The 24,667-nt window shown below is 59.9% G+C and carries 22 protein-coding genes and 1 pseudogene; 16 read left to right on the forward strand and 7 right to left on the reverse strand.

Annotated elements, in window-relative coordinates; translation table 11 throughout:
• Positions 1-3 precede the first annotated feature (3 nt).
• Complete coding sequence (cyaY, locus tag ACYZTM_RS14125) at positions 4-336, reverse strand: iron donor protein CyaY (RefSeq protein WP_131060737.1); 333 nt, start codon at positions 334-336, stop codon at positions 4-6.
• Between the two features lie 416 nt (positions 337-752).
• Between cyaY and lptM the strand changes: the two genes are divergently transcribed.
• From lptM to ACYZTM_RS14155, 6 genes are read left to right on the forward strand one after another with little or no spacing between them, the layout of a single operon-like run.
• Positions 753-929, forward strand: a complete 177-nt coding sequence (gene lptM, locus ACYZTM_RS14130; RefSeq protein WP_461988988.1) for an LPS translocon maturation chaperone LptM — start codon at positions 753-755, stop codon at positions 927-929.
• Positions 930-938: 9 nt separating this feature from the next.
• Complete coding sequence (gene lysA / locus ACYZTM_RS14135; RefSeq protein WP_461956266.1) at positions 939-2,186, forward strand: diaminopimelate decarboxylase; 1,248 nt, start codon at positions 939-941, stop codon at positions 2,184-2,186.
• 4 nt (positions 2,187-2,190) lie between these two features.
• A complete protein-coding gene (gene dapF / locus ACYZTM_RS14140) occupies positions 2,191-3,021 on the forward strand; it encodes a diaminopimelate epimerase (protein ID WP_461988989.1) in 831 nt (276 codons plus the stop codon).
• 13 nt (positions 3,022-3,034) lie between these two features.
• Positions 3,035-3,760 carry a DUF484 family protein gene (locus ACYZTM_RS14145; protein ID WP_461988990.1) on the forward strand — a complete coding sequence of 242 codons (726 nt, stop codon included), beginning with the start codon at positions 3,035-3,037 and terminating at the stop codon, positions 3,758-3,760.
• Between the two features lie 2 nt (positions 3,761-3,762).
• The gene (gene xerC / locus ACYZTM_RS14150; RefSeq protein WP_131060731.1) at positions 3,763-4,662 is read left to right on the forward strand and encodes a tyrosine recombinase XerC; all 900 of its coding nucleotides are present in this window, start codon (positions 3,763-3,765) and stop codon (positions 4,660-4,662) included.
• Positions 4,659-5,360 carry an HAD family hydrolase gene (locus ACYZTM_RS14155; RefSeq protein ID WP_461988991.1) on the forward strand — a complete coding sequence of 234 codons (702 nt, stop codon included), beginning with the start codon at positions 4,659-4,661 and terminating at the stop codon, positions 5,358-5,360. Before xerC ends, ACYZTM_RS14155 begins: the two co-directional genes overlap by 4 nt.
• Positions 5,361-5,554: 194 nt before the next feature.
• Here ACYZTM_RS14155 and sutA read toward each other — a convergent pair whose 3' ends face one another.
• The 4 genes from sutA to glnK form a co-directional block, all read right to left on the reverse strand.
• Complete coding sequence (gene sutA, locus ACYZTM_RS14160; protein ID WP_131060729.1) at positions 5,555-5,881, reverse strand: transcriptional regulator SutA; 327 nt, start codon at positions 5,879-5,881, stop codon at positions 5,555-5,557.
• Positions 5,882-5,982: 101 nt separating this feature from the next.
• Positions 5,983-6,408 carry a secondary thiamine-phosphate synthase enzyme YjbQ gene (locus tag ACYZTM_RS14165; RefSeq protein ID WP_131060728.1) on the reverse strand — a complete coding sequence of 142 codons (426 nt, stop codon included), beginning with the start codon at positions 6,406-6,408 and terminating at the stop codon, positions 5,983-5,985.
• 212 nt (positions 6,409-6,620) lie between these two features.
• Positions 6,621-7,958 (reverse strand): ammonium transporter, encoded by a 1,338-nt coding sequence (locus tag ACYZTM_RS14170; RefSeq protein WP_131060727.1) that lies wholly within the window; start codon positions 7,956-7,958, stop codon positions 6,621-6,623.
• Between the two features lie 37 nt (positions 7,959-7,995).
• A complete protein-coding gene (gene glnK, locus ACYZTM_RS14175) occupies positions 7,996-8,334 on the reverse strand; it encodes a P-II family nitrogen regulator (protein WP_002555808.1) in 339 nt (112 codons plus the stop codon).
• A gap of 419 nt (positions 8,335-8,753) precedes the next feature.
• On the opposite strand from glnK, the gene ACYZTM_RS14180 reads away from it, so the two are divergent.
• Together ACYZTM_RS14180 and ACYZTM_RS14185 are read left to right on the forward strand one after the other, a co-directional pair.
• Positions 8,754-9,014 (forward strand): accessory factor UbiK family protein, encoded by a 261-nt coding sequence (locus ACYZTM_RS14180; RefSeq protein ID WP_461988992.1) that lies wholly within the window; start codon positions 8,754-8,756, stop codon positions 9,012-9,014.
• A gap of 426 nt (positions 9,015-9,440) precedes the next feature.
• On the forward strand, positions 9,441-9,968 hold the full coding sequence (locus tag ACYZTM_RS14185) for a BRO-N domain-containing protein (RefSeq protein ID WP_461988993.1): 528 nt from the start codon (positions 9,441-9,443) through the stop codon (positions 9,966-9,968).
• On the opposite strand, the gene ACYZTM_RS14190 is transcribed toward ACYZTM_RS14185, so the two are convergent.
• Complete coding sequence (locus ACYZTM_RS14190) at positions 9,965-10,243, reverse strand: HigA family addiction module antitoxin (protein WP_461988994.1); 279 nt, start codon at positions 10,241-10,243, stop codon at positions 9,965-9,967. The genes ACYZTM_RS14185 and ACYZTM_RS14190 overlap by 4 nt on opposite strands.
• Positions 10,244-10,536: 293 nt before the next feature.
• On the opposite strand from ACYZTM_RS14190, the pseudogene ACYZTM_RS14195 reads away from it, so the two are divergent.
• The 3 genes and pseudogenes from ACYZTM_RS14195 (at position 10,537) to ACYZTM_RS14205 (ending at position 12,956) form a co-directional block, all read left to right on the forward strand.
• Positions 10,537-12,031, forward strand: a pseudogene (locus tag ACYZTM_RS14195) (YifB family Mg chelatase-like AAA ATPase).
• Positions 12,032-12,088: 57 nt separating this feature from the next.
• Positions 12,089-12,667: a hypothetical protein gene (locus tag ACYZTM_RS14200; RefSeq protein ID WP_461988995.1), complete on the forward strand. Its 579-nt coding sequence runs from the start codon at positions 12,089-12,091 to the stop codon at positions 12,665-12,667.
• 82 nt (positions 12,668-12,749) lie between these two features.
• On the forward strand, positions 12,750-12,956 hold the full coding sequence (locus ACYZTM_RS14205) for a hypothetical protein (RefSeq protein ID WP_178083835.1): 207 nt from the start codon (positions 12,750-12,752) through the stop codon (positions 12,954-12,956).
• Between the two features lie 52 nt (positions 12,957-13,008).
• On the opposite strand, the gene ACYZTM_RS14210 is transcribed toward ACYZTM_RS14205, so the two are convergent.
• Entirely contained in the window at positions 13,009-14,223 is a 1,215-nt protein-coding gene (locus tag ACYZTM_RS14210; RefSeq protein WP_461988996.1) for an aldose 1-epimerase family protein, read from the reverse strand.
• A gap of 266 nt (positions 14,224-14,489) precedes the next feature.
• On the opposite strand from ACYZTM_RS14210, the gene ACYZTM_RS14215 reads away from it, so the two are divergent.
• From ACYZTM_RS14215 to ACYZTM_RS14235, 5 genes are read left to right on the forward strand one after another with little or no spacing between them, the layout of a single operon-like run.
• On the forward strand, positions 14,490-15,863 hold the full coding sequence (locus ACYZTM_RS14215; RefSeq protein ID WP_461988997.1) for an SrfA family protein: 1,374 nt from the start codon (positions 14,490-14,492) through the stop codon (positions 15,861-15,863).
• A 17-nt stretch (positions 15,864-15,880) separates the two neighbouring features.
• On the forward strand, positions 15,881-18,946 hold the full coding sequence (locus ACYZTM_RS14220) for a virulence factor SrfB (protein ID WP_461988998.1): 3,066 nt from the start codon (positions 15,881-15,883) through the stop codon (positions 18,944-18,946).
• A complete protein-coding gene (locus ACYZTM_RS14225) occupies positions 18,943-21,654 on the forward strand; it encodes a putative virulence factor (protein ID WP_131060717.1) in 2,712 nt (903 codons plus the stop codon). The genes ACYZTM_RS14220 and ACYZTM_RS14225 overlap by 4 nt, the downstream gene beginning before the upstream one ends.
• Positions 21,655-21,657: 3 nt before the next feature.
• The gene (locus tag ACYZTM_RS14230; protein ID WP_461988999.1) at positions 21,658-22,674 is read left to right on the forward strand and encodes a hypothetical protein; all 1,017 of its coding nucleotides are present in this window, start codon (positions 21,658-21,660) and stop codon (positions 22,672-22,674) included.
• Positions 22,671-24,665 carry a vWA domain-containing protein gene (locus ACYZTM_RS14235; RefSeq protein WP_461989000.1) on the forward strand — a complete coding sequence of 665 codons (1,995 nt, stop codon included), beginning with the start codon at positions 22,671-22,673 and terminating at the stop codon, positions 24,663-24,665. The genes ACYZTM_RS14230 and ACYZTM_RS14235 overlap by 4 nt, the downstream gene beginning before the upstream one ends.
• Positions 24,666-24,667: the final 2 nt, after the last annotated feature.

The following is a 24,667-nucleotide window of genomic DNA, read 5'->3' on the forward strand; positions in this document are numbered from 1 at the left end:
ATCTCACAGGCCTTCGAAATCGAGTTCGACGCCAGCCTGCTGCTTGACGATGCGCTCAAGCATCTCGCCCAGCTGCTCTTCGCTCTTGTCGCACATCCAGCGCTCGCTCTCGGCGTCGTAATCGAAGTGGAAACCACCGGACACGGCCGCGAGCCACAGCTGACGCAGCGGTTCCTGGCGGCTGAAGATCAACTGGCTGCCGTTTTCGAACTTGACGGTGAGCACACCGGCGGAGCTCTCCAGATCGATATCCAGGTCACTCTCATCGAAAACATCCTCCAGCGTCTGCTGGGTGGCATCGACCAGATCGTGGAAACGGGCTTCGGTCAAACTCATTACGGCAACCTCAAAAAGTGTCTACTCATGCTCAAGCGCCGCAAGATACGGGCGAGCCCCGGTGATTGCAAAGGATAACGACCAAGGGCCGATATCGATATGTTAAGCGTTGTACCTGTGGGAGCGAGCCTGTGGCGAGGGGATTTAGCGAAACGTCGCACCCCCCCGTTGGGTCGCGAAGCGGCCCTGATTTTGGAACTACGGTGTGTATCAGAAAAACCGCATTCACCGGTTTTGCAACTGCTTCGCAGCCGAACGGGGATAAATCCCCTCACCACCGGCCCGCTCCCACAGGGATTGCACCTGGCTGGCCGGCCTCAGGCCAAGCCCCGCCGGACGGGAGCCCCGTCGCATAGGCAAGCTGCCGGGTGGCCGGTATACTCTGGCGCAATTAACGCATTTTCAAGGATTTCGCCATGAAGCGCCTGATCTCTTCCCTTGCCGCGCTCGTCGCGGTTGCCTGCCTTGTGTCGGCCTGTGGTCAAAAAGGCCCGCTGTACCTGCCTGACGATTCCCAGGATCCTGCCGAGCAGGCCAAGTCGTCGCAAAAGCAGCCTGCTTCCAAAGCACACAAGCACGACGTCTACCAATAAGGGAACGCCATGGACGCTTTTAACTACCGTGACGGTGAGCTGTTCGCGGAAGGTGTTGCCCTGTCCGCCATCGCCGAGCGCTTTGGCACACCGACCTACGTCTACTCCCGCGCCCACATCGAAGCCCAGTACCTGGCTTACGCCGATGCGCTGGCCGGCATGCCGCACCTGGTCTGCTTTGCGGTCAAGGCCAACTCCAACCTGGGTGTATTGAATGTCCTGGCGCGATTGGGCGCCGGTTTTGACATCGTTTCCCGTGGCGAGCTGGAACGCGTACTGGCCGCTGGCGGCAGCGCCGACAAGATTGTGTTCTCCGGTGTCGGCAAGACCCGTGACGACATGCGTCGCGCCCTGGAAGTTGGCGTCCATTGCTTCAACGTCGAATCCACCGATGAGCTGGAGCGTCTGCAAGTCGTCGCCGCCGAGTTGGGCGTTCGTGCGCCGATCTCGCTGCGCGTGAACCCGGATGTCGACGCTGGCACCCACCCGTACATTTCCACCGGTCTTAAAGAGAACAAATTCGGCATCGCCATCGCCGACGCCGAAGATGTGTACATCCGCGCAGCCCAACTGCCAAACCTGGAAGTGGTCGGTGTCGATTGCCACATCGGTTCGCAACTGACCACCCTGCCACCCTTCATCGACGCCCTCGACCGCCTGCTGGGCCTGGTCGACCGCCTCGGCGATTGCGGCATTTACCTGCGCCACATCGATCTCGGTGGTGGTTTGGGCGTGCGTTATCGCGATGAAGAGCCGCCATTGGCTGCCGACTACATCAAAGCCGTGCGCGAGCGCCTCGACGGTCGTGACCTGGCGCTGGTGTTTGAGCCGGGCCGCTTCATTGTGGCCAACGCCGGCGTGCTGCTGACTCAGGTCGAGTACCTCAAGCACACCGAACACAAAGACTTCGCCATCGTCGACGCGGCCATGAACGACTTGATCCGTCCGGCGCTGTACCAGGCCTGGATGGACGTCACCGCCGTGCGCCCTCGCGCTACTGCGGCTCGCGCCTACGACATCGTCGGCCCGATCTGCGAAACCGGCGACTTCCTGGCCAAGGATCGTGAATTGGCCCTGGAAGAAGGCGACCTGCTGGCCGTGCATTCGGCCGGTGCCTACGGGTTTGTCATGAGTTCCAACTACAACACCCGCGGCCGTGCCGCTGAAGTGTTGGTGGACGGTGATCAGGCATTTGAAGTGCGTCGCCGTGAGACGGTAGCCGAGTTGTTTGCTGGCGAAAGCCTGCTGCCGGAGTAAAACCATGCTGCTGCGTTTTACCAAGATGCACGGCCTGGGCAATGACTTCATGGTCCTCGACCTGGTCAGCCAACACGCGCACATTCTGCCCAAGCATGCCAAGCAATGGGGCGATCGGCACACTGGCATCGGTTTCGACCAGTTGCTGATCGTCGAAGCGCCGAGCAACCCGGACGTGGATTTCCGTTACCGGATCTTCAACTCCGACGGTTCCGAAGTGGAACAGTGCGGCAACGGTGCGCGCTGTTTCGCCCGCTTCGTGCTCGACAAGCGCCTGACCGCCAAACGGCAGATCCGCGTCGAGACCAAAAGCGGCATCATCGAACTGGATATTCGCAGCGACGGCCAGATCGGTGTCAACATGGGCGCACCACGCCTGGTGCCGGCCGAGATTCCATTCGAGGCGCCAGAACAGGCCCTGAGCTATAAGTTCGACATCGATGGCACCCCGGTCGAACTGGCCGCTGTGTCCATGGGCAATCCCCATGCCGTGCTCCGGGTCAGCGACATCAACAACGCACCGGTGCATGAACTGGGGCCGAAAATCGAACACCACCCGCGCTTCCCGGCGCGGGTCAATGTCGGTTTTCTCCAGGTCATCGACCGGAACCGTGCGCAGTTGCGCGTCTGGGAACGTGGCGCCGGGGAAACCCAGGCCTGCGGAACCGGCGCGTGCGCTGCCGCAGTGGCCGCGATCAGCCAGGGGTGGATGGATTCGCCGCTATTGATCGACTTGCCCGGCGGGCGTCTGTCCATTGAATGGGCAGGCCCTGGCCAACCGGTCATGATGACCGGCCCGGCAGTGCGCGTTTATGAAGGACAAGTGCGTCTTTGAGAGAGTTGAATCCATGAAAGATAAGCCCCAGGTTCCCGCCCAACAGCCCGACGAATCCTCTTCCGAAAGCCTTGAGGCGGCGGCGATTGCCGCGTACCTGGAGGCTCATCCGGATTTCTTCGTCGAGCACGAAGAACTGCTCCCGGCCTTGCGCATTCCGCACCAGCGCGGCGACACCATCTCGCTGGTCGAACGCCAGATGACCATCCTGCGCGACCGCAATATCGAGTTGCGTCATCGCCTCTCGCACTTGATGGACGTGGCCCGCGACAACGACCGCCTCTTCGACAAGACCCGCCGCCTGATTCTCGCGCTGATGGACGCCACCAGCCTGGAGGATGTGGTGATCAGCGTCGAAGACAGTCTGCGCCAGGACTTCCAGGTGCCCTTTGTCAGCCTGATTCTGCTGGGTGACAATCCCATGCCGGTGGGCCGCTGGGTGACCCATGCCGACGCGCAAACGGCCATCGGCGGCTTGCTCTCGGAAGACAAAAGCGTCAGCGGCAGCCTGCGTGAACACGAGCTGGACTTCCTGTTTGGCGAAGAACAGCGCAAGCAGATTGGTTCCACCGCCGTCGTCGCCATCAGCTATCAAGGCATCCACGGCGTCCTGGCCATCGCCAGCCGCGACCCGCAGCATTACAAGAGCTCGGTGGGCACGCTGTTCCTAAGCTATATCGCCGAAGTGATGGGCCGCGTGCTGCCGCGGGTCAACAGCTCCCTGCGCTCGGTACGCTGACCATGGAACGGCAACTGGACGCTTACTGCGAACACTTGCGCAGTGAGCGCCAGGTGTCGCCCCATACGCTGTACGCCTACCGCCGCGACCTCGACAAAGTGCTGGGCTGGTGCGTCAAACAGAACATCAGCAGCTGGGCCGCCCTGGATATTCAGCGTCTGCGCAGCCTGATCGCGCGCCTGCATTCACAGGGTCAATCGTCCCGCAGCCTGGCGCGGCTGCTGTCGGCAGTGCGTGGGCTCTATCATTACCTGAACCGCGAAGGCCTCTGCGATCACGACCCGGCCAACGGTCTGTCGCCGCCCAAGGGTGAAAGACGCCTGCCGAAAACCCTCGATACCGACCGCGCATTGCAGTTGCTTGAAGGCGCGGTGGAGGATGATTTCCTGGCACGTCGGGATCAGGCGATTCTGGAGCTGTTCTATTCCTCCGGTTTGCGGCTATCAGAGCTGACCGGACTCAATCTGGATCAGCTGGATCTCGCAGACGGCATGGTCCAGGTGCTTGGCAAGGGCAGCAAGACTCGACTGCTTCCGGTGGGCAAAAAAGCCCGCGAAGCCCTCGAACTGTGGCTGCCCTTGCGGGCGATGACCAACCCGGCGGACGACGCGGTGTTTGTCAGCCAGCAAGGCCGGCGCCTTGGCCCTCGGGCGATTCAGGTCCGGGTCAAGGCGGCCGGCGAGCGCGAACTGGGGCAGAACCTGCACCCGCACATGCTGCGGCACTCCTTTGCCAGCCACTTGCTCGAGTCCTCGCAGGACTTGCGCGCCGTACAGGAATTGCTCGGCCACTCAGACATCAAGACCACCCAGATCTACACCCACCTGGACTTCCAGCACCTGGCCACGGTTTACGACAGCGCCCATCCACGGGCAAAACGCATTAAGGGCGATGATTCATGACCATCCAATTGATCACCTTCGACCTCGACGACACCCTGTGGGACACCGCCCCGGTGATCGTCAGCGCCGAAGCCGTACTGCGTGAATGGCTGACCGAGCACGCACCGAATCTGGGCGCAGTGCCGGTGGAACACTTGTGGGCGATTCGTGAGCGGATCCTGAGCAGCGAACCGAGCCTCAAACACCGCATCAGTGCGCTGCGGCGCCGGGTGCTGTTCCATGCGCTGGAAGAGGCCGGTTACGACCACGGTGAGGCTTCGGACCTGGCTGACAAGGGTTTTGAAGTGTTTCTGCATGCCCGGCATCAGATTGAGGTGTTCCCCGACGTCGAGCCGACGCTGGAGACGCTGGCCAGGCATTACGCCTTGGGCGTAGTCACCAACGGCAACGCCGATGTGCGCCGGTTAGGGCTGGCGGATTACTTCAAGTTTGCGTTGTGCGCCGAAGACATCGGCATCGCCAAGCCCGATGCGCGACTGTTCCATGAGGCGTTGCAGCGTGGTGGTGCAACGGCGAAGACGGCGGTGCATATCGGCGATCATCCGGGGGACGACATTGCCGGAGCGCAGCAGGCGGGGTTGCGAGCGATCTGGTTTAACCCGGCGGGTAAGGCATGGGAAGCCGAGAAGGCCCCGGATGCGGAGATTGGCAGCCTGACCGAGTTGCCGGCGTTGTTGGCTCGGTGGAATGTGGCTTAGTAGTACCTTCAAGATCGCCTTCGCGGGCAAGCCTCGCTCCTACAGGTTTTGCGTCGCTCACATAATTGGCAAGCGACACAAATCCTGTAGGAGCGAGGCTTGCCCGCGAAGAACGATAACGCGGTCTACCTGACGGTCACCCATGAAAAAGCCCGCAGCGACGGCGGGCTTTTTCAGCAAGCAAGGGCAGACGCTTAGATAGGCCGGCTGCCGTACTTGTTGTCAGGCTTCTTGGGAGGATCGGCGACCACATTGGCCTCCACTTCCTGCACCTTGCCGCCTTTGGCCAAAAACTCTTCCATGGCCCGCGCGAGAGCATCGCGTTCCTTGTTCTTGGCTTCAACGCTCGGCAGTTCATCGACCGATACCGCAGCCTTGGCTTTGCCTTTGGCAGTAGGGGCCGGCGTATCTTCGCCACCGTCGTCTTCAGCGACGTCTTCCGCCGCTGCTTCCAGACCTTCTTCGGTTTCGTCTTCGTCGCCTACTTCCAGGTCGTCGTTTTCCAGATCATCGTCGCTCATGTTCTACCTCATGACTTGCGAAAAGCAGATTAGTTATAGCCCAGCTTCACCGTCTGTCGACAGCCGCCGGAAAAATTCAATAACCACTGGTGACCAGCGGTTCATGCCTCTTCACCGTGCACGGTGGCGAGGACTTTACGGGCACCGCCAAAATCACGGTGCTCGCCCAGATAAACGCCTTGCCAGGTCCCCAGCGCCAGTCGGCCTGCCGAAATCGGCAAACTGAGCTGACAGCCAAGCACACTGGCCTTGAAGTGCGCCGGGAGGTCGTCCAGGCCTTCGTCGTTATGCTCATAGCCGTCTGCTCCTTGTGGGATCAGACGATTGAAAAATCGTTCGAAGTCGAGACGTACCGCCGGATCGGCGTTCTCGTTGATAGTCAACGACGCCGAGGTATGCTGCAGCAACAAGTGCAACAGACCGACCCGACACGCCTTGATTTCAGGCAGGCCGGCGAGTAACTCGTCCGTTACCAGATGAAAGCCCCGGGGCCGTGCCCGCAGGGTAATCAGAGTCTGTTGCCACATACAGTTCTCCGCTCGTTCGGGGCGCATTCTAGCGCGCTCTGGGAAAAAACAAAGGCCCTAATATTCCTTCAATCATGTAAGCCATTGGCCGCAGAAAAACGCTCGTCGTAAACGCCACTAAACGTGTACGAAAAAACCTTTCAGCAGTTCCTTCACTGACAAACTCCAGACAAAAAAATGCCCGGCAAGCCGGGCAATTTTTTATGCGCGTACTACAAGTTGTAGCCGCGTTCGTTGTGGAGTGCCAGGTCGATGCCGACAGCCTCTTCTTCTTCAGTGATACGCAGGCCCATGACAGCGTCCAGGACTTTGAGAATGATGTAGGTGACGATCGCGGTGTAGATCACCGTGAAGCCCACGCCTTTCAACTGAATCCAGACTTGTGCACCGATGTCGGTGACAGTGCCGAAGCCACCCAGGGCCGGTGCAGCGAAGACACCGGTCAGGATCGCACCGAGGATACCGCCGATACCGTGCACACCGAAGGCGTCCAGGGAATCGTCATAGCCGAGTTTGCGTTTCAGGGTGGTTGCACAGAAGAAGCACACCACGCCCGCTGCCAGGCCGATGACCAGAGCGCCCATCGGGCCCACGGTGCCAGCGGCCGGGGTGATGGCAACCAGACCGGCCACAACACCCGAAGCGATACCCAGCGCACTTGGTTTGCCGTGAGTGACCCACTCGGCGAACATCCAACCCAATGCAGCAGCGGCGGTTGCGATCTGGGTCACCAGCATCGCCATACCGGCAGTGCCGTTGGCCGCAGCAGCGGAACCGGCGTTGAAGCCGAACCAGCCGACCCATAGCATGGCGGCGCCCATCAGGGTGTAACCAAGGTTGTGCGGCGCCATCGGAGTGGTCGGGAAGCCTTTGCGCTTGCCCAGTACCAGGCAGGCAATCAGACCGGCCACACCGGCGTTGATGTGCACCACGGTGCCGCCGGCGAAGTCGAGCACGCCCCAGTCCCACATCAGGCCGCCGTTGCCGGACCAGACCATGTGCGCAATCGGTGCGTAAACCAGGGTGAACCACACGCCCATGAAGATCAGCATGGCGGAGAACTTCATCCGCTCGGCGAAGGCACCGACGATCAGCGCAGGGGTGATGATGGCGAAGGTCATCTGGAAGGTGATGAACACCGCCTCAGGGAACAACGCCGCAGGACCGGTCAGGCTCGATGGCGTGACACCGGCAAGGAATGCCTTGCCCATGCCGCCGAAGAACGAGTTGAAGTTGACGACGCCCTGTTCCATGCCGGTGGTATCGAACGCGATGCTGTAGCCATAAATGACCCACAGAATGCTGATCAGACCGGTAATGGCGAAGCACTGCATCATCACGGAAAGAATATTTTTCGACCGAACCATGCCGCCGTAGAACAGCGCGAGGCCGGGAATGGTCATGAACAGCACGAGGGCTGTCGAGGTCATCATCCAGGCGGTGTCGCCGGAGTTGAGGACTGGGGCCGCCACTTCGTCTGCCGCCATAGCCAGGCCGGGCATTACGAGGGACAACAGGGCTCCTAGCCCTGCGAATTTACGCAGAGTCATATTGTTTTCTCCTGGGGCGTTGGGTGTGTGGCGGCGTTTAAATCGCGTCGGTATCGGTTTCGCCGGTACGGATGCGAATCGCCTGTTCCAGATTGACCACGAAGATCTTGCCGTCACCGATCTTGCCGGTGTTGGCAGCCTTGGTTATCGCCTCGATAACCCGGTCCAGGTCCTTGTCGTCAATGGCGACATCGATCTTCACCTTGGGCAGAAAATCGACCACATATTCCGCGCCGCGATACAGCTCGGTGTGTCCCTTCTGCCGACCGAAGCCTTTGACTTCAGTAACGGTAATGCCCTGCACGCCGATCTCGGACAGCGACTCGCGCACGTCGTCCAACTTGAACGGCTTGATGATGGCAGTGACTAGCTTCATGAAAACTCTCTCCCGAATTGGTGGACTTGCCCCAGGAAAACAAACCCGACTCAAGTCTAAGCGCAGTGCCTGGCTTTGTAACGCATCGTCGGCCTTTGATTGCCCGTCCGACGCCTGCTAACCACTCCGCGCGAAACACTTCCCCCGTTCCGCTTGGCGCACTGCATTCGTCACAGCGACTGCATCAGTGCATGGGTCACTACCGACTAAGCAGAAAGCTTGCCATCTCGCCAAAACCCACTGAATTCAATCCCTTGACAGCTTCCGACCGCCGCTTCACCCAAACAGCCCGGCGGATACGCACAACAACAGTGCGCGGCCGCCCGTCCGCATGCGCGAAAAGCGTGCATCCCTGCGGTCGGAATTGACTATAGACACTGCGTGATACACTGCCCGCCATTGTTGACAGGACATTTCCCATGCTCGCACCCAAAGACTTCCTCGACGCCCTGACCGGCACCGCTTCGCGCCTCTTCAGCGGCGAAACCCCGTTGCCGAAAAGCGAAATCGAAAGCCAGTTCAAGGCACTGTTGCAGAGCGGCTTCAGCAAGCTGGACCTGGTGAGCCGGGAAGAGTTTGATAGCCAGATGGTCGTGCTCGCACGGACCCGGGCACGGTTGGAGAGCCTTGAGGCGAAGGTTGCGGAGATGGAAGCGAAGCTGAGTCCGCCGGCCGAGTAACCCCACCGCGCCCACCGTGAAGCCCGATCCACTTTGAAACCCAATCCACTGTGGGAGCGAACCTGCTCGCGATAAGGTCGGAACGACCTTCAGATTTATCTGTAGGAGTTGCCAAGGGCTGCGATCTTTTGATCTTCCGCCCCGCCACAATCTCGGCAACATCCTACAAAGATCACCACCGCCGTCCGATAGCGCCGCGAAGCCCAGGTTCCTAAGCTCATTCTCAGCTGAATATTCAGCACTGGGTTTGGCGACCCGGAAGCTTAAGGCGCACGGCGACCATCTCTCGAGTCATGGCGGCTGTGCGTGGGAGACCTTCGGGTCTGCCGGGTTCCTTTTGCTCCGGTTCGCCAACCCGCGTACAGCTGCCACCCAATCGTTTGGCGACGATTGACGGCAGCCCCTTTAGCAAAAGGAGCTGTATCAATGAATAGCGATGACTCTTATCTAATTCCCCACGTCTTCATCCGCCACAAACTTCACCTCCACGCGCTTTTGATCGAAAACCAGCCTTGGTTCAGCGCCCGAGACCTCGGCCGTCTGCTTCGCCTTTTCCTCGACGAACGCGCCGTCCGAAAGCTCGATCCCGATCAACACCAATCCGCGCGAGTCGTCATCCACGGCACCCTCGAAAACACCCTGCTAATCAGCGAATCCGGCGTCTACGCCCTGCTCGTCTACCACTACTGCCCCGAATACCGAGGCCTGCGCGAATGGCTGACCCACGACGTAGTGCCAGCCCTCAGAGATGCCCAACAAGCAACTTCCATCGAACGCCCGATTCTTAGCCTGCTGAACTGGCCAGAAATGTCGCTGAGCCTGCTGCACTGGAATAATCAGCCGTGGATTCGGTTGCAGGATGTTCCGCACATGCTGGCGGATGGTGAACGGCCGCGACGTGCGGTCAATGTATCGTGGTGGAGGCGTGCTTCGCGGATGCTGCAATCGCTTTAAGTACTTAAAGCGCATCCACGTTCGATTTCGGCTTTACGCAGATCGTAAGTCAATTGCAAGTTAAGCCAGAACTCGGGCGTGGTGTTCAAGTAGCCAGATAGCTTCCTCGCTAGATCAGCACTGACACAACGCTGCTGCATCACGATTTCGTTAACCACTTTTAACGGTTCGTTCAACGAACTGGCGAAAGCTGACTCTGAAATGCCCAACGGTTCAAGAAATTCGTCCTGAAGAATTAAGCCAGGATGAACCGGCCGCATTCCATTACTGTTCATATTTCTCTCCGAAGTCAGTGATCAATTGATGATCATAAGCAGCCCTGCCAAACAGAGAAGAGCGCTCACACACTTTCACCGACGTCCGTCATTGATCTAGGCAAGGTCCTACAAAAACATCATCCCGCGACTGATTACGTTGGCACTCCACGCTCGCTTACGCTTCATCACCAGAAAGACACTCGCAACATCCAGTGAAAGTTTGTCGCCTCATTCGTAACGCCGAAGAACAACACCCCGACTACCCTTCAAAAACCGCAGGAAGCGGTTCCCGTAAAGATCAAGGAACGACCATGTCCCTCTCCATCGTCCACAGCCGCGCCCAGATTGGTGTAGATGCGCCCGCTGTAACCGTAGAAGTCCATCTGGCCAACGGTTTGCCGTCGCTGACGATGGTCGGTTTTAGCCGAAGCTGCCGTAAAGGAAAGCAAGGACCGGGTACGCAGCGCGATCATCAATTCAGGCCTGCAATTTCCGGCGCGGCGCATCACGCTGAATCTCGCGCCTGCGGACTTACCGAAGGATGGCGGACGGTTTGATCTGGCGATTGCGTTGGGGATTCTGTCCGCCAGCGTACAGGTACCGACGTTGACGCTGGATGACATTGAATGCTTGGGAGAATTGGCGCTGTCAGGCGCGGTACGTGCCGTGAGAGGTGTGTTGCCGGCTGCGTTAGCTGCACGCAAGGCCGGACGCTCGTTGATGGTGCCAAGGGCGAACGCCGAGGAAGCGTGCCTCGCGTCGGGGTTGAAGGTGTTTGCCGTGGATCACCTACTGGAAGCCGTTGCGCACTTCAATGGACATACGCCTGTCGAGCCCTACGTTTCCAACGGGTTGCTCTACGCAAGTAAACCCTATCCGGACCTGAATGAGGTGCAGGGACAACTTTCGGCCAAGCGCGCATTGCTGATTGCGGCGGCTGGGGCTCATAACCTGCTGTTTAGCGGACCGCCGGGGACTGGGAAAACGTTGTTGGCGAGTCGTTTGCCGGGTTTGCTTCCACCGCTCGCCGAAAACGAGGCGCTGGAAGTCGCAGCCATTCAATCCGTCACCAGTTGCGTGCCCTTGAGCCATTGGCCGCAACGACCGTTCCGCCAGCCCCATCACTCGGCTTCCGGCCCTGCATTGGTGGGTGGCGGATCGAAGCCACAACCCGGCGAAATCACCCTCGCCCACCACGGTGTGCTGTTCCTCGACGAACTTCCGGAATTCGATCGTAAGGTGTTGGAGGTTTTAAGGGAGCCGCTGGAATCCGGTCATATCGTGATTTCCCGCGCCAAGGATCGCGTGAGGTTTCCGGCACGCTTTCAATTGGTGGCCGCGATGAATCCATGCCCCTGTGGATATCTTGGCGAACCCAGCGGCAAATGCAGTTGTACGCCGGACATGGTTCAGCGCTACCGCAACAAATTGTCGGGGCCGCTGCTGGATCGGATCGACCTGCACCTGACCGTCGCGCGCGAAGCCACGGCGTTGAATCCTGCGCTCAAACCTGGTGATGACACTGCCACTGCTGCGGAGCTGGTCGCCGACGCCCGGGAGCGTCAAAACAAGCGCCAAGGCTGCGCCAATGCATTCCTCGATCTGCCAGGCCTGCGCAAACACTGCAACTTATCCGCAACCGATGAAGCCTGGCTGGAAACTGCTTGCGAACGTTTGACCTTGTCACTCCGGTCGGCCCACCGCCTGCTCAAGGTAGCCCGTACATTGGCAGACCTTGAACAGGTAAATGCAATTACACGCGAGCATTTGGCGGAAGCGCTGCAATACCGACCTGCCTCAGCGTAATCGATGGCCATCACAGCAAATCATTCAGATAATATTCAGAGAGAGCGTCAGTAATACATGAAGTTACTAAGAAGTCATTGGATCAGATTCGTCTATTGCCTGATAAGCATTGCTATCGTATGGGCGGCGCTATTGCAGCAGGAAATTGTTGTCGGCTCTCCGACATCCCTGAACAACTTTTCCTACGTCGGCACGGTAATAACCATTGTAGCGCTCATCATTTCAATATCCGAAGTTCTGCACAGTGTTCGTTACTCACGCAGCATCAGTGCAGAAGCCAACAGAATACTCAAGGACGCAAAAGCTGTAGAGGGCGCCTCAGCCGTCAGTGAATGCATTGCGACGCGCAATGAAGCAGCAGGTTATGTGGACACCGAAAACTATCCATTGGCGTTGAAGTGCTATCAGCATTTCAGGATTCTGTTTGCCAAAATACCCGGTACAGGTCAGGAGTTCGAAAGGATTGACAATATCCTTGGAGAAACTGAAATCACCATCAGAAAAGGGGTTTTCGCGACGGCAAACGCTCCGCTCGAAAAGCCGATCAGAAACCTTCTTCACCACAATCTTGAAAACATCAAAGAAAACCTCGAAAAGGTTAACCCGGCCAGAGGGCGTCAATATGCTACCGCCTAGATTTCTCGATTTCATCAAAGCCCTCACCACGAGAACGGAGAGAGGCGAATTCTCCTGGAGTTATGACGACAACAACTCGTTTGTGAAACTCAAGGAAAATGACTTTTCTCTTTCATTGCGTTACAGCTTCAACGCCGACGAGAAATATGCGGAGTACGTTATCTATTACATCGATGAGATCGGAAATAAGGAGCATCGGTTTTATACCAACCAAACCTGGAACGACTTCGATTTCATCCGGCGTCTGTTTGATGCGGCACAAGCGTCAGAAATGAGACTTCCTTTTTAGCCTTTTGATGAGCGGTGAACACAGACTTCCACTGCTCATCTCGCAAGGCCGCTTACTCTTTGGTCAAATCCACCAACGGCGCCTGCCTTACCTCAGTCGCCCGCCCACCCTGAATCTCATTCACCCGCTCCAACGCTTTATCCACAGCCCCTTTATCCGCCAACAAGCTGTAATGGATCTGGAACTGCTTCTGCTCTTTAACCCCAATCATCGGCACCAAACCAATCGGCCGCTGATACCGACGGTTGTAGGAAAAACTCGTCCCCGGCTCCAACCCGGTCACATACCCCTGCCCTTGCGTATCGGTGTTTTTCCACAACGAAAATACCGGCAACTGCTGAGTGTTAAAGCCGACCGAAACACCCAGACTGCCCGCCTTGTTATGCAAAACGGTCAGCGTGTCACCCTCGGCATCGCCATACGGCACAACGTTGTAAACCGTCTCGTCATAGTCCTTGGTCGGCGCACGGTAAGTCTGCCAATCCGGCAAATCCCCTTTGGCCTTGTCGTTAAACGGCGACACCTGTTTAACCGGCGCAGCAAACCGCGCGCCCTGTTCCAGGAATGGCGTACTGAAGTTGCTGTGGTACAGCGCCTGGTATTCCTTCGGATAATCACCGTTATTGGTCAATGTATCGTTCAGGGCAAACGCTACGCTGCCGGGCTCAGTGACCAGCTCGGTCGTCACCGAAAAGTCGACTTTCTTGAACGCCTGCTCTTTAAGCTCGCCGCGCAGGCTGATGGCGTACGGCGGTTTTTCATCTATATGCAGGGAAACTTTGCTGGCCGGAATGTTGGCTGCTCTGCCATGCAGGGTCAGCAGTTTACCGTTGTCCATACCGGGATGGCCGACCCATTCGTAGCCGCAGCGGGCGACCAGTTCGTTGAAGCCTTCGAGCCAGCCCAGTCCGCCGCGGCCGTTGAGTTCGATGAAGGACGGATTGACCACGTCCTTGACCGGCGAATCCCAACCCATGCGCACATCACCGACCGACGCCTGCAAGACGTTCATCCCGCGAGTCGGCACCACCGAGAGTTTCATCGTGCCGTTATCGATGTCGACGATGCTGACGCCCTCCTGCCGGCCGCCGTGCAAGGTGCGCAGGGTCACGGAGAACGGTTTGTCGGTTTTTACGCCGAGTTGCTGGCTGGTGATCTGCCAGTTTTGGGCAGCCTTGTCGGTGTCGAGCAGCACGTAATCCCAGGCGAAGGCGTGGGAGGCAGTGGTCAGCGCGCCGAGGGCGACGACGAGTTTGAGCGGGGTCATGAGGAAAGCCTTTCTTGGAGGTGTGCATTTTTATAGCGCTGATGAAACGTTTCAGCCAGCTTAAAAAAGCGAACGTCCGAGCCTTACAAAATCAATTCACATTGACCTCATGCAACCTCCGCACACTTACGCTAGTCTCATACGGTTTTGGACCTCCTCTGATTGACGGCGACATCATTATGACATTAAGGTCGCCAGCTAATTGCAGGAGCAAGAACAGGCACCTTTGTCTGTCATTTTTGCGCAACGGAACATATGGAGTTTGAATGCGCGGGGCACTATTACGCAGCGGTAAGAGCGGGTCATTCACAGCCCTCGGCGAAACAGGTCAACCGGTCTACCGGGCAGCCCTGCAACTGCGCGAAGCTATTCGCCGCAAGAACCCCGACATGGTCGATCACCTGGCCATCCCTCAAAGCGACGAACTCGGCAACCAGATCGATTGGTACAGCGGCCTCGACGGCGATGTAATCCCGTGGAGCAGCGCGACCGAAGAAGAACGCGCACCGGCCCGCCGCCAACTTGAAGCTCTAAAGACTGCGCTCGATGAATTGAGCCAGCGTTTCCTGGGCACAGATCCGGCCGAACAGCAGCAAGGCGACAAAGCCGTGTTCGGCAAGTTGCTCAAGCGTGTCATTCATTTCCCTGACGAAAACTTCGTCTACCTGGTGCAAGGCAAACCGGTGCTGACCTTCTGGGGTTTCGAGCATGCCGGTACCGGCAATCGCGATCCCCTGCACTGCCTTTATCAGGTTCCACCCGTTTTCACGCTGCCACCCGTGGTTGAAGAACCGGTTGTGGCGCCTGTCGTGGCGGTAGTGCCTCGTCCGTGGTGGCGTCGCTGGTGGTGGCTGTTGCTGCTACCGTTCTTGTTGCTGCTGTTGTGGCTGTTGCTCGGCTTGCGCGGTTGCGTGCCGATTCCGTTGGTGGCGGTGGACTTGCTGCCTGAGGGCATCGTGCCGGTGGAAAAACAGCTGGAAGAGCCGCAACTGACCGGCAACGTGACAACGCTGAATGGCGTTCCGGTAACCGGCACCGTCGCGGGCTCCACCACAGGCACAGCCGTGACCGGCACTCATGGCGTAGAAGCTCCAGCCGTCGCGGGTAATGAAGCTGACGCCGCGACCGCCGACGCAACCCAAGACCCGGCCGCCGAATCACCAACCACGCCAACCGCGCCACCCGAAGCCAAAACCGAGGCGCCGTCTGCCGTCACTCCGCCCGACGCGCAAAAATCCGCCGCCGCAGCCGCAACCACAAAACCGGGTCCGGCCCTGAGCATTCCGCCTGACGCCGCCGACGGCGCTGCCAAGTTCCTCGACGGTCAGTACCGCGCCGGTGCCGGCATTCAGGATCGCCGGACCGGCAAGCCGCTGCGTCTGGAATACCAGTTAAAGGACGGTAAAGGCGAAGTCACTGTGCATCAGGCCGACGGCTCGAAATGCAGCGGCCCGGTCACCGCCACCATGAAGGGTGGCAGCCTCGCCATCGACAGCCAGGGCCAGGCCGTGTGCGGCGATGGCAGCACTTACGACATGCCCAAGGTCAACTGCCGCAAAGGGGCGACCACGGTCGCGGACTGCACCGGCGGTTACGGAAAAGATCAATTCCCCATGTCCATGCGGCAGATGGGCGAATAAGACTGGAATAACCCGACATGTTGCCTGAAGTCACACAATTCGAAGACACCGTCACGCTCGTCAGTGACACCGGTATCCAGTTCATGGATTTCGCTTTGCGCCTGGATCCTCGCAAGGAACCGGCGGGCGAGTTCGCGCCGATGATCAGCGGGCTGATCTGCCGCCTGATGTACAACGAAGAGAAAGACTTCTACTTCTACGAGCCTGAACCGGAGAAGGTCGAGAAGGCCAAACCGGCGTTCAGCGTCGACATGAAAAGCAGCCTCGATCTGCTGGACGGTGTCTGGCTGCCGACGCCGTTTTTCCGTTTCATGCCGCCGCACCGCTTTGACGAAGGCCCGACCAACTGGTCGCGGATGCGCCTGGTGAAATTGGCCACGCCAGACATCGACGGCAACACCCACCGCCTGACGATGGCGTTCGACAGCCGCGTCATGCCCAAGCGTGACGGCACCGCCTACCTGGCGCCGAACGAAGAAGACATCAGCTCCGGCGTGTCCTTCAAACTGGCGACCAAGGCCAGCGAAACCCGTTGGTTCCTGGCCCAGCCGTGGGTCAACGAATGGCTGCTGGAAGTGTTCAACGAGGGCAACGCCCATCGTTCGCGCGAAGAGCTCGACATCGACATCCGCGCCAACCATCACCTGGCGCACTACCTCAACCTGCTGAGCCTGTTGAGCACGCCGTCAGCGGCGGCGCAATCGACCGCCAGGCCGAAGCTGGAAATCCCTGAACTGAAAGTGGTCGCCAACGACAGCAATGGTCTGGTCAAACCGATTCCGGTGGACCTGGTGCTAGACGTCGGCAACTCGCGCACCTGCGGCATCCTGATCGAGAATCACGGCCAGGCCGGTTCCGGGCTGAAGCAGAATTACGTGCTGGAACTGCGCGACCTGATCACCCCCGAACACACCTATAACCTACCGTTCGAAAGCCGCGTCGAGTTCGCCCAGGCGTATTTCGGCAAGGACCACTGCTCGGTCAAGAGCGGCCGTCACGATGCGTTCCAGTGGGCGACGATCGCCCGCGTCGGCAATGAGGCCAGCCGTCTGGCCAGCCGCCGTCGCGGCACCGAAGGCTCGACAGGCCTGTCCAGCCCGAAACGTTACCTGTGGGACGAAAACGCCTACGGCCACGGCTGGCGTTTCAACTGCTCGTACATCAAGACCGACAACGAGCCGTACGCCACGGCCGCGCCGTTCTCGCACCTGATCAACGAAACCGGCGAGGCGCTTTACAGCCTCGAAGAAGACGATCGCCTGCCGGTGTTCATGCCACGTTACTCGCGCAGCTCGCTGATGACGTTCATGCTCGCCGAAGTGCTGGCCCAGGCGCTGTCGCAAATCAACAGCCCGGCCCAGCGCTCGCGCCAGGGTCACACCCGCGTACCGCGCCAGCTCAACAGCATCACCCTGACCGTGCCGCCGGGCATGCCCCAGGCCGAGCGCAGCATTCTCAACGAACGCATGCAGCAAGCCATCGGCCTGGTGTGGAAAAGCCTCGGCTGGCATGCCGGCGAGGAAGACCCGCATCAGGATCAGGCCGTCAGCCCGCGCACGCCGATCCCGAGCATCCGCGTGGAATGGGACGAAGCCTCCTGCGGCCAGTTGGTGTACCTGTACACCGAGGTCAACGAGAACTTCGCCGGTCACCCGGAAGAGTTTTTCGACACCATCGCCCGGCCGGACAAGACCGACCGTGAACGCATCACCCTGGCGACCATCGACATCGGCGGCGGCACCACCGACCTGGTCATCACCGACTATCGCCTCGACCGCGCCGGCAACACGGGCAGCGGCAGCAACGTGCACATCGTGCCCGAGCAGCGTTTTCGCGATGGTTTCAAAGTGGCTGGCGACGACATCCTGCTGGACGTGATTCAGGACTTCATCCTGCCGAGCTTCGAGAAGGCTTTGCAGAATGCCGGCGTCAGAGCCCCGGATTCGCTGATGTCACGGCTGTGCGGTGATGAATCGGTCAGCGCCCAGGACATGATCCTGCGCCAGCAATTGAACCTGCAGGTGTTCGCGCCGCTGGGCCTGGCGTTGCTCAAGGCTTACGAGCATTACGACCCGCAAGTTCCGCAGGAAGTCAGCCCGCAAAGTTACCGCCAGTTGCTCGGCGACAACGCGATCAGCCAGACCGTGCTCGACTATGTCAACGCCGCCGTGCGCCGCGATGTCGGTGGCCAGAGCGGTTTCGACCTGTACGAATCGCTGATCGGCTTCGACCTGCAAAAGCTCCACGCCGCGTTCCTCAACGATCAAATCAACATCACCAAGATCCTCGGCGCGCTCTGTGAAGTGGTCGCGCATTACCCGTGCGACGTCCTGCTGCTGACCGGCCGCCCTTCGCGTCTGCCCGGCATCCAGGCCTTTATTCGCAAGGTGCTGCCGCTGCCACCGGGGCGCATTTTGGCGCTGCAAAACTACCGCACTGGCGGCTGGTATCCGTTCCACAAGAACGGCCGCATCGACGACCCGAAAAGTACCGCTTCGGTGGGCGCGATGCTGTGCCTGTTGTGCGCCAACCACAGCGTGCCGAACTTCTACTTCCGTTCTTCGGCGCTCAAGCCGTATTCGACGGTCAAGCACATCGGCGTCATCGACCTGAACAACGTGATCAAGGATGCCGACGTGCTGTACCGCGACATCCAGTCCGAAGACTACAAAATCAAGTTGCCGGAAATCGGCACGGGCGATGACGCCGACACGCCGCAGCTGGAAATGCGCGGCGATCTGCGCCTCGGTTTCCGCCAGTTGGCCGCCGATCGCTGGGCCGCTTCGCCGCTGTACACCTTGCGTTTCACCAAGGCCGGTCGGGAGAAGTTCTCCCGCGCGATCGGTGAGAACGGCAGCGCGCCGCTGCTCAAGGTGCGCTTCGAGGTCAAAGCGGCCGACAAGTACACGCGCAAGCAGGACCTGGTCAGCGACCGCCTCTCGGTCCGCGACATCGAATCCAACAGTAACAACGTCAACTTCAACCCGCGCAGCGACCTCGAGCTGGAACTCAACACCATGCTCGACGCCGGCCTGAGCGAGACCAAGTACTGGCTCGACAGTGGAAGTGTGAAACGCAAATGAATGACCTGACCCCCGATCAACATCAGCTCTCTGCCAGTTGGGCCGCTGTTTATGAAGGTGCCGGTCAGGCGCTGGAATGGATTGGCCAGACGCGCGGCAACGCGCCACGTCTGGACAGCGAAGCCGACAACCTGAACATCCGCCTGCACCGCGCCCGCAACCTGGCTCACAGCCTCGGTCGCGTGGCCTGCACGCCGATGACCATTGGCTTTTTCGGCTTGTCCCAGGCCGGCAAGTCCTACCTGATTTCGGCGCTTGCGGCCGGTCAGAACGGCAAACTGGAAACCGATTTCGGTGGCCAGCGCCTGGACTTCATCAAGCACATCAACCCGGTGGGTGGCGGTAAGGAAGCCACCGGCCTGGTGACACGCTTCAGCCGCCGCGCCACGCCGAGCCAGGATCCGCAATTCCCGGTCGAGCTGACGCTGTTCAAGGAAATCGAGCTGGCGAAGATTCTCGCCAACTCATGGTTCAAGGACTTCGACCTTGAGCGGATCTCCTACGAGATCGACGAAGAGCGCATCCAGCGCGTGCTGAAACCGTTTGAAGGCCGCGAGACCGGGCCGATGCAACCGGGCGTCAGCGCCGATGATCTGGTGTCGCTGTGGGATTACCTGCGGGACAACTTCCGCAACTCGGTGAAGAAGCTTGAGCACCTGTATTGGCCCACGGCGTTGCAACTGGCGCCACGCCTGAATTTCCAGGAACGCGCCGAGCTGTTTTCGATCCTGTGGGGTGAGCAAAGCGAACTGACGCGCGTGTACCAGCAACTGGCCGGCGCGCTGCACAAGCTGGGCCTGCCCGAGACTGTGTTCGCGCCATTAAAGGCCTTGGTGAGTTTCGAAAACGACACCTACAGCCAGCGCGACAGCATCATGAACGTCGACATCCTCGAGCGCTTCGGCAGCTCACTGGACTTGCCGATCGACGTGCGGCCCCTGGTCGACGGACGACTGCAAAACAGCCAGGGCATCCCGGTCGCGCAACTGGCGGCACTGACCGCCGAGATGACCTTCGGCCTGATCGAAGCCCCGGCGGACGACATCGTCAACCAGGTCGATCTGCTGGACTTCCCCGGTTATCGCGGGCGCAAGAAGCTGCACGAGATCGCCAACTCCAACGACCCGGAGTCCGCCACCAAGGACAATTCCGTCTCGCAGCTGATCCTGCGCGGCAAGGTTGCTTACCTGTTCGAACGCTACACCGACAACCAGGAAATGAACGCGCTGGTGGTCTGCACCGGCTCGACCAAACAGAGCGACGTCAACGACGTCGGCCCGGTGCTGACGCGCTGGATCGAGAAAACCCAGGGCGCCGACGCGGCCGCCCGCAGCAAACGCGACACCGGCCTGATCTGGGCGCTGACCATGCTCGACCTTCGCATCACCAACTCCCTGAGCCTGACGCCTGATCAGTACGACGAGAGCTGGAATGGCATGGTCAAGCTGACCATGCTCGAGCGCTTCGGCAGCCTGAGCTGGATGAACGACTGGGCCGGCACGCCGTTCCAGAACACCTTCCTGGTGCGCAAACCGCGCATGGATGCGGCGTTCATCGTCCAGGACGCCAGCGGCGCCGAAACAGGCCTCAATGCCAGCTACCAGGAACGCGTCGACGCTCTGGGCACAAGCTTTGCCGGCAACGAGCTGGTGTGCAAACACATCAACAATCCTGCCAACGCCTGGAAAGAAATGCTGCGCAACGATGACGGTGGCATCAGCCACTTCAGCGGCAGTTTCAAGGGCGTGGCCAACATCGAATTCAAACTGCAACGCATCCGCGAGCAGCTGAACGAATGCCTCGAAGGCCTGACCACTCACGGCCTGAGCACCTGGTATCACGCCGATGGCGACGGCGCCGCAGCCGCCAAGAAAGCCCAGGCACAGATGATTCTGTCGGGCCTGGGCCGTCGCCCTGCCGTGCTCGGCGAGTTGATCGAAGAACTCGACATGCCAAGCGAAGAGGTGCGCGACCTGTACCTCAGCGGTGTGTACGAAACCGATGACGCGCCCACCGCCAGCGATGAGCCGGCCGCCCCGACACCGAGCCAGAGCCTGTACGGCAACGACGCCGGTTTCGACTTCGATTTCGGCGACGACCTGAGTCACGAAGCGCCGGTCAGCAGCAAAACCAACACCCCGACGCCGGAACTGCAAAGCAACGAACACCGTTTTGCCAAAGCCGCGTTCAAGGCCTGGATTGCGCACCTGCGCGAGCTGACCACCCGACAAAGCCTGCTCAACCTGTTGGGGCTGGAAAAGGCCTTGATCGAAGCCGTGGTCGACGAACTGATCACCGCCGGTTACCGCCAGGACTTGCCGGGGCAACTGAGCCGTGCGGTGCTCAAGCGTGCGCAAAGCGGCGCACGGCGCGATCAACTGGTCGAGCGCCAAGTGCTGGAAGTGCAACGCGTGCTGCGCGATTTCGTGTCCTGGTTCGGCTACCTGCAGAAACCGGTCAACGAACGCCCGAACAGCCGCGCCGGTGCCAAGGCGCCGTTGTTCTCGTTCTACACCGACATCGGTCCGGGACAAGTGCCGGTGCTGCCGCCACAACCGGCAAACCAGGCGCAGCGGTATCTGGGCGACTGGCTCTCGGGCCTGGCCTACATCACACAGGACAACGCCGGCCATGGTGCCGGTCGCGAAATCACCCCTGAACAGAATGAACGGCTGGGCCATGTGCTCACAGCCTTCACAGCGAGATAAGCAATGCCAATTCGTGTCGACCTGCTCGCCTTAGAACCCAACGTGCCTGGCCAGGCGTGCCTCACTGTGAAGAAATGGCAGGGTGGCGAAGAACAGCTGGAGTTCTCCATTCAGCGTAACCAGGACGGTTTCTACCTCCAGGATCAGAAGGCCTGGAGCAACAATCCGTTCTGGTTCAAGGTCTCGCGCTTCAGCGTTACGGCCAGTGGCGAAGTCCTTGAAGCCCAAGTCGGCCCGGAAGTGGTCGATCCGCTGCTCGAAGGCGGCGCCCACTCGCAATTCCAGATCGAACTGCGTGAGCAAAGCCTCGATCATAGCGATAAAGGCGTGGTTCGCCCCGGCGTGGGCCTGTTGCCGTCTACTGCGGGTGGCCAGACACGCTCGACTTATGGCGGCGCAGACCTGACAGCGCCAAGTGCGCCAGAACCGGAAGTTCCGGAGCTGCCGGAACTGGTCCTGCTCACCGCCGAGCCAGAAATCGAACTGGAATCGGTGCCCAACGAACCCGCCTACACCCCTCCTCCGCCCCCGGTGAAGAAAAGCAACAAAGGCCTTATCGGCCTCGCGCTCGTCGTGCTGTTGCTGGTGGCCGCAGCGGCCGGATTCTGGTTTTACAAACGCACTCCGGCACCCGCCCCTGCCATCGCAGCCGCCGCACCGGCCGGTGCCGACGTACAAGCCTGCACCCTGGACAGCATGAACAGCCTGCCCGAGCTGACCTTCGTCCAGACCTGCATCAAGGCTGCGCCCGACAGCGCCAAGTTGCTGCAGATCATCAACGAAGCCAAGGCCGGCAAACACTGCGGCGTTGCCCAGCGTCTGTACGCCAACCGTGCCCAGGCCGGCGACTCTTTGATTGCCAACGCCTATGCCCGCGAATACGACCCGAAATACCTGAAGGCCAGCGAGTGCTTCCCGGCCGCGGACAACGCCACCGCCGCCTATTGGTATGAAACGATCCTGACCCAGGACCCGAACAACGCCGAAGCCAAGCAGCGTTTCGAGGAGTTGCAGAAGTGATCCGTTCGCCCCTGAGTCGTTTCCTGCTGAGCAGCGCCGCGCTGTTGGCACTCTGCATCAGCCCGTTGTCCCAGGCCGATGACAAACCGCTGATCCAGACCGGTAAAAAGACCTTGTTCCAGCGCGTGCTGACCACCCCGGGCTGCAAAATCAGCCCGACGGCGGGCGGTGCTGCGGGCGATGAGCAACCGGTGTTCAGCCGTTTCTATGTGTACGAACGTGCGCAAGCGGCCAACGCCGAATGGCTGAAAGTCGGCCCCGACAGCTATGGCAAAACCATTGGCTGGTTGCCGGCGAGTTGCACCACCGACTGGAAAATGCAGCTGACACTGGCCTTCACCAACCCGGCCAATCGCGACCGGCTGCTGTTCTTCAAAGAACGCGCCACCGTCGAAGGCATCCTCGATGCGCCGGACCCGGTAAGCAAAGTCGCCCCGCTGCGGGCCACGCTGAAAAAGGGCAAGCAAGCCCCGGGCGTGCTGGCTGAAGAACCTGAATACTTCGTCGACCTGCAAAAGCAGTTCTACCTGCTGCCGGTACTCAGCGGCGAAGAAGTCATGACCGAAGGCGGTTTCCGCACGCGCCTGCTTAATGTGGCGTCGGTCAGCAAGCCCGATGAGAAAGACGCCAAGGGTGGTGCTGCCAACAGCGCGGCCGGTGGCAAGGAAGCTGAGGACAAAGCGGCCAGCCAACTGAAGGAATTCAGCGCGGCGGTGGTGTTTGTCATCGACTCGACGATCTCGATGGACCCGTACATCGACCGCACCCGCGAGGCGATCCGCAAGGTCTACCAGCAGATCGAAGCGCAGAACCTCGGTAAGCAGGTCAAGTTCGGTCTGGTCGCGTTCCGCTCCAACACCCAAGCGGTGCCAGGCCTGGAATACACCACCAAGATGTACGCCGACCCGACTCAGGTGAAGGACAGTTCCGACTTCCTCGCCAAAGTCGCCGACCTCAAGCAAGCCAAGGTGTCGAGCAGCAGTTACGACGAAGACTCCTTCGCGGGTGTCATGCACAGCATCGACAAGGTCGACTGGAGCCAGTTCGGTGCGCGCTACGTGGTGTTGATCACCGACGCGGGCGCCATCGAAGGCGACGACAAACTGTCGAAAACCGGTTTGAGCGCTTCCCAGGTTCGCCTCGAAGCGGCCAACCCGGGCGTGGCGATCTACACGCTGCACCTGAAAACCCCGGCCGGGATCAAGGATCACGCCAAGGCCGAGGCGCAGTACCAGAATCTGTCGACTTACCCGGGCACCAACACCTCGCTGTACTACCCGGTGAACGCCGGCGACATTCAGGAGTTCGGCCGCAAGGTCGACGCACTGGCCACCGCGATTACCTCCCAGGTGAAAGCCGCCTACATGGGCGAAGACGCCATCGGTAGCGCGGTGAACGCCAAGCAGGACCCGGCCGAGAAGAAAATGCTCGAGGACGCGGCGCTGATCGGCCACGCCATGCAGCTCGCCTATCTCGGCGAAAAGACCAACAGCAAGGCGCCTCCGGTATTCAAGGCGTGGATCACTGACCGCGACTTGATCAAGCAGAACATCCCCACCACCGACGTGCGGGTGTTGCTGACCAAGTCCCAGCTCAGTGACTTGAGCGACGTGATGAAGCAGATCCTCGACGCCGCCAACGAAGGCCTGATTTCGCCGACGGAAATGTTCGATCGCCTGCGCTCGGTGGCCGCAACCATGGGCGCCGACCCGAACCAGCTCAAGCAGAACAGCAACGCCAAACTGGCGGACATGGGCGTCCTCGGCGAGTACCTCGAAGACCTGCCGTACCAGAGCGAAGTGCTGAACCTGGACGAAGAAACCTGGAAGAGCTGGGATGGTCTGGCGCAGGAGAAATTCATCCGCACGCTCAATACCAAACTGCGGCACTACCAGCGTTACAACGCTGACGTCGACCGTTGGGTGGCGTTAGCCAAGGACAGCGATGCACGGGACAACGTGTACCCCGTGCCCCTGGAAATGATGCCTTAACG

Source organism: Pseudomonas sp. MDT2-39-1, from assembly GCF_054898085.1.

Bases quoted from the DNA above. Each gene is read 5' to 3' on its own strand.
- cyaY (WP_131060737.1), bottom strand. From the start codon at position 336: ATGAGTTTGACCGAAGCCCGTTTCCACGATCTGGTCGATGCCACCCAG.
- lptM (WP_461988988.1), top strand. From the start codon at position 753: ATGAAGCGCCTGATCTCTTCCCTTGCCGCGCTCGTCGCGGTTGCCTGC.
- lysA (WP_461956266.1), top strand. From the start codon at position 939: ATGGACGCTTTTAACTACCGTGACGGTGAGCTGTTCGCGGAAGGTGTT.
- dapF (WP_461988989.1), top strand. From the start codon at position 2,191: ATGCTGCTGCGTTTTACCAAGATGCACGGCCTGGGCAATGACTTCATG.
- ACYZTM_RS14145 (WP_461988990.1), top strand. From the start codon at position 3,035: ATGAAAGATAAGCCCCAGGTTCCCGCCCAACAGCCCGACGAATCCTCT.
- xerC (WP_131060731.1), top strand. From the start codon at position 3,763: ATGGAACGGCAACTGGACGCTTACTGCGAACACTTGCGCAGTGAGCGC.
- ACYZTM_RS14155 (WP_461988991.1), top strand. From the start codon at position 4,659: ATGACCATCCAATTGATCACCTTCGACCTCGACGACACCCTGTGGGAC.
- sutA (WP_131060729.1), bottom strand. From the start codon at position 5,881: ATGAGCGACGATGATCTGGAAAACGACGACCTGGAAGTAGGCGACGAA.
- ACYZTM_RS14165 (WP_131060728.1), bottom strand. From the start codon at position 6,408: ATGTGGCAACAGACTCTGATTACCCTGCGGGCACGGCCCCGGGGCTTT.
- ACYZTM_RS14170 (WP_131060727.1), bottom strand. From the start codon at position 7,958: ATGACTCTGCGTAAATTCGCAGGGCTAGGAGCCCTGTTGTCCCTCGTA.
- glnK (WP_002555808.1), bottom strand. From the start codon at position 8,334: ATGAAGCTAGTCACTGCCATCATCAAGCCGTTCAAGTTGGACGACGTG.
- ACYZTM_RS14180 (WP_461988992.1), top strand. From the start codon at position 8,754: ATGCTCGCACCCAAAGACTTCCTCGACGCCCTGACCGGCACCGCTTCG.
- ACYZTM_RS14185 (WP_461988993.1), top strand. From the start codon at position 9,441: ATGAATAGCGATGACTCTTATCTAATTCCCCACGTCTTCATCCGCCAC.
- ACYZTM_RS14190 (WP_461988994.1), bottom strand. From the start codon at position 10,243: ATGAACAGTAATGGAATGCGGCCGGTTCATCCTGGCTTAATTCTTCAG.
- ACYZTM_RS14200 (WP_461988995.1), top strand. From the start codon at position 12,089: ATGAAGTTACTAAGAAGTCATTGGATCAGATTCGTCTATTGCCTGATA.
- ACYZTM_RS14210 (WP_461988996.1), bottom strand. From the start codon at position 14,223: ATGACCCCGCTCAAACTCGTCGTCGCCCTCGGCGCGCTGACCACTGCC.
- ACYZTM_RS14215 (WP_461988997.1), top strand. From the start codon at position 14,490: ATGCGCGGGGCACTATTACGCAGCGGTAAGAGCGGGTCATTCACAGCC.
- ACYZTM_RS14220 (WP_461988998.1), top strand. From the start codon at position 15,881: ATGTTGCCTGAAGTCACACAATTCGAAGACACCGTCACGCTCGTCAGT.
- ACYZTM_RS14225 (WP_131060717.1), top strand. From the start codon at position 18,943: ATGAATGACCTGACCCCCGATCAACATCAGCTCTCTGCCAGTTGGGCC.
- ACYZTM_RS14230 (WP_461988999.1), top strand. From the start codon at position 21,658: ATGCCAATTCGTGTCGACCTGCTCGCCTTAGAACCCAACGTGCCTGGC.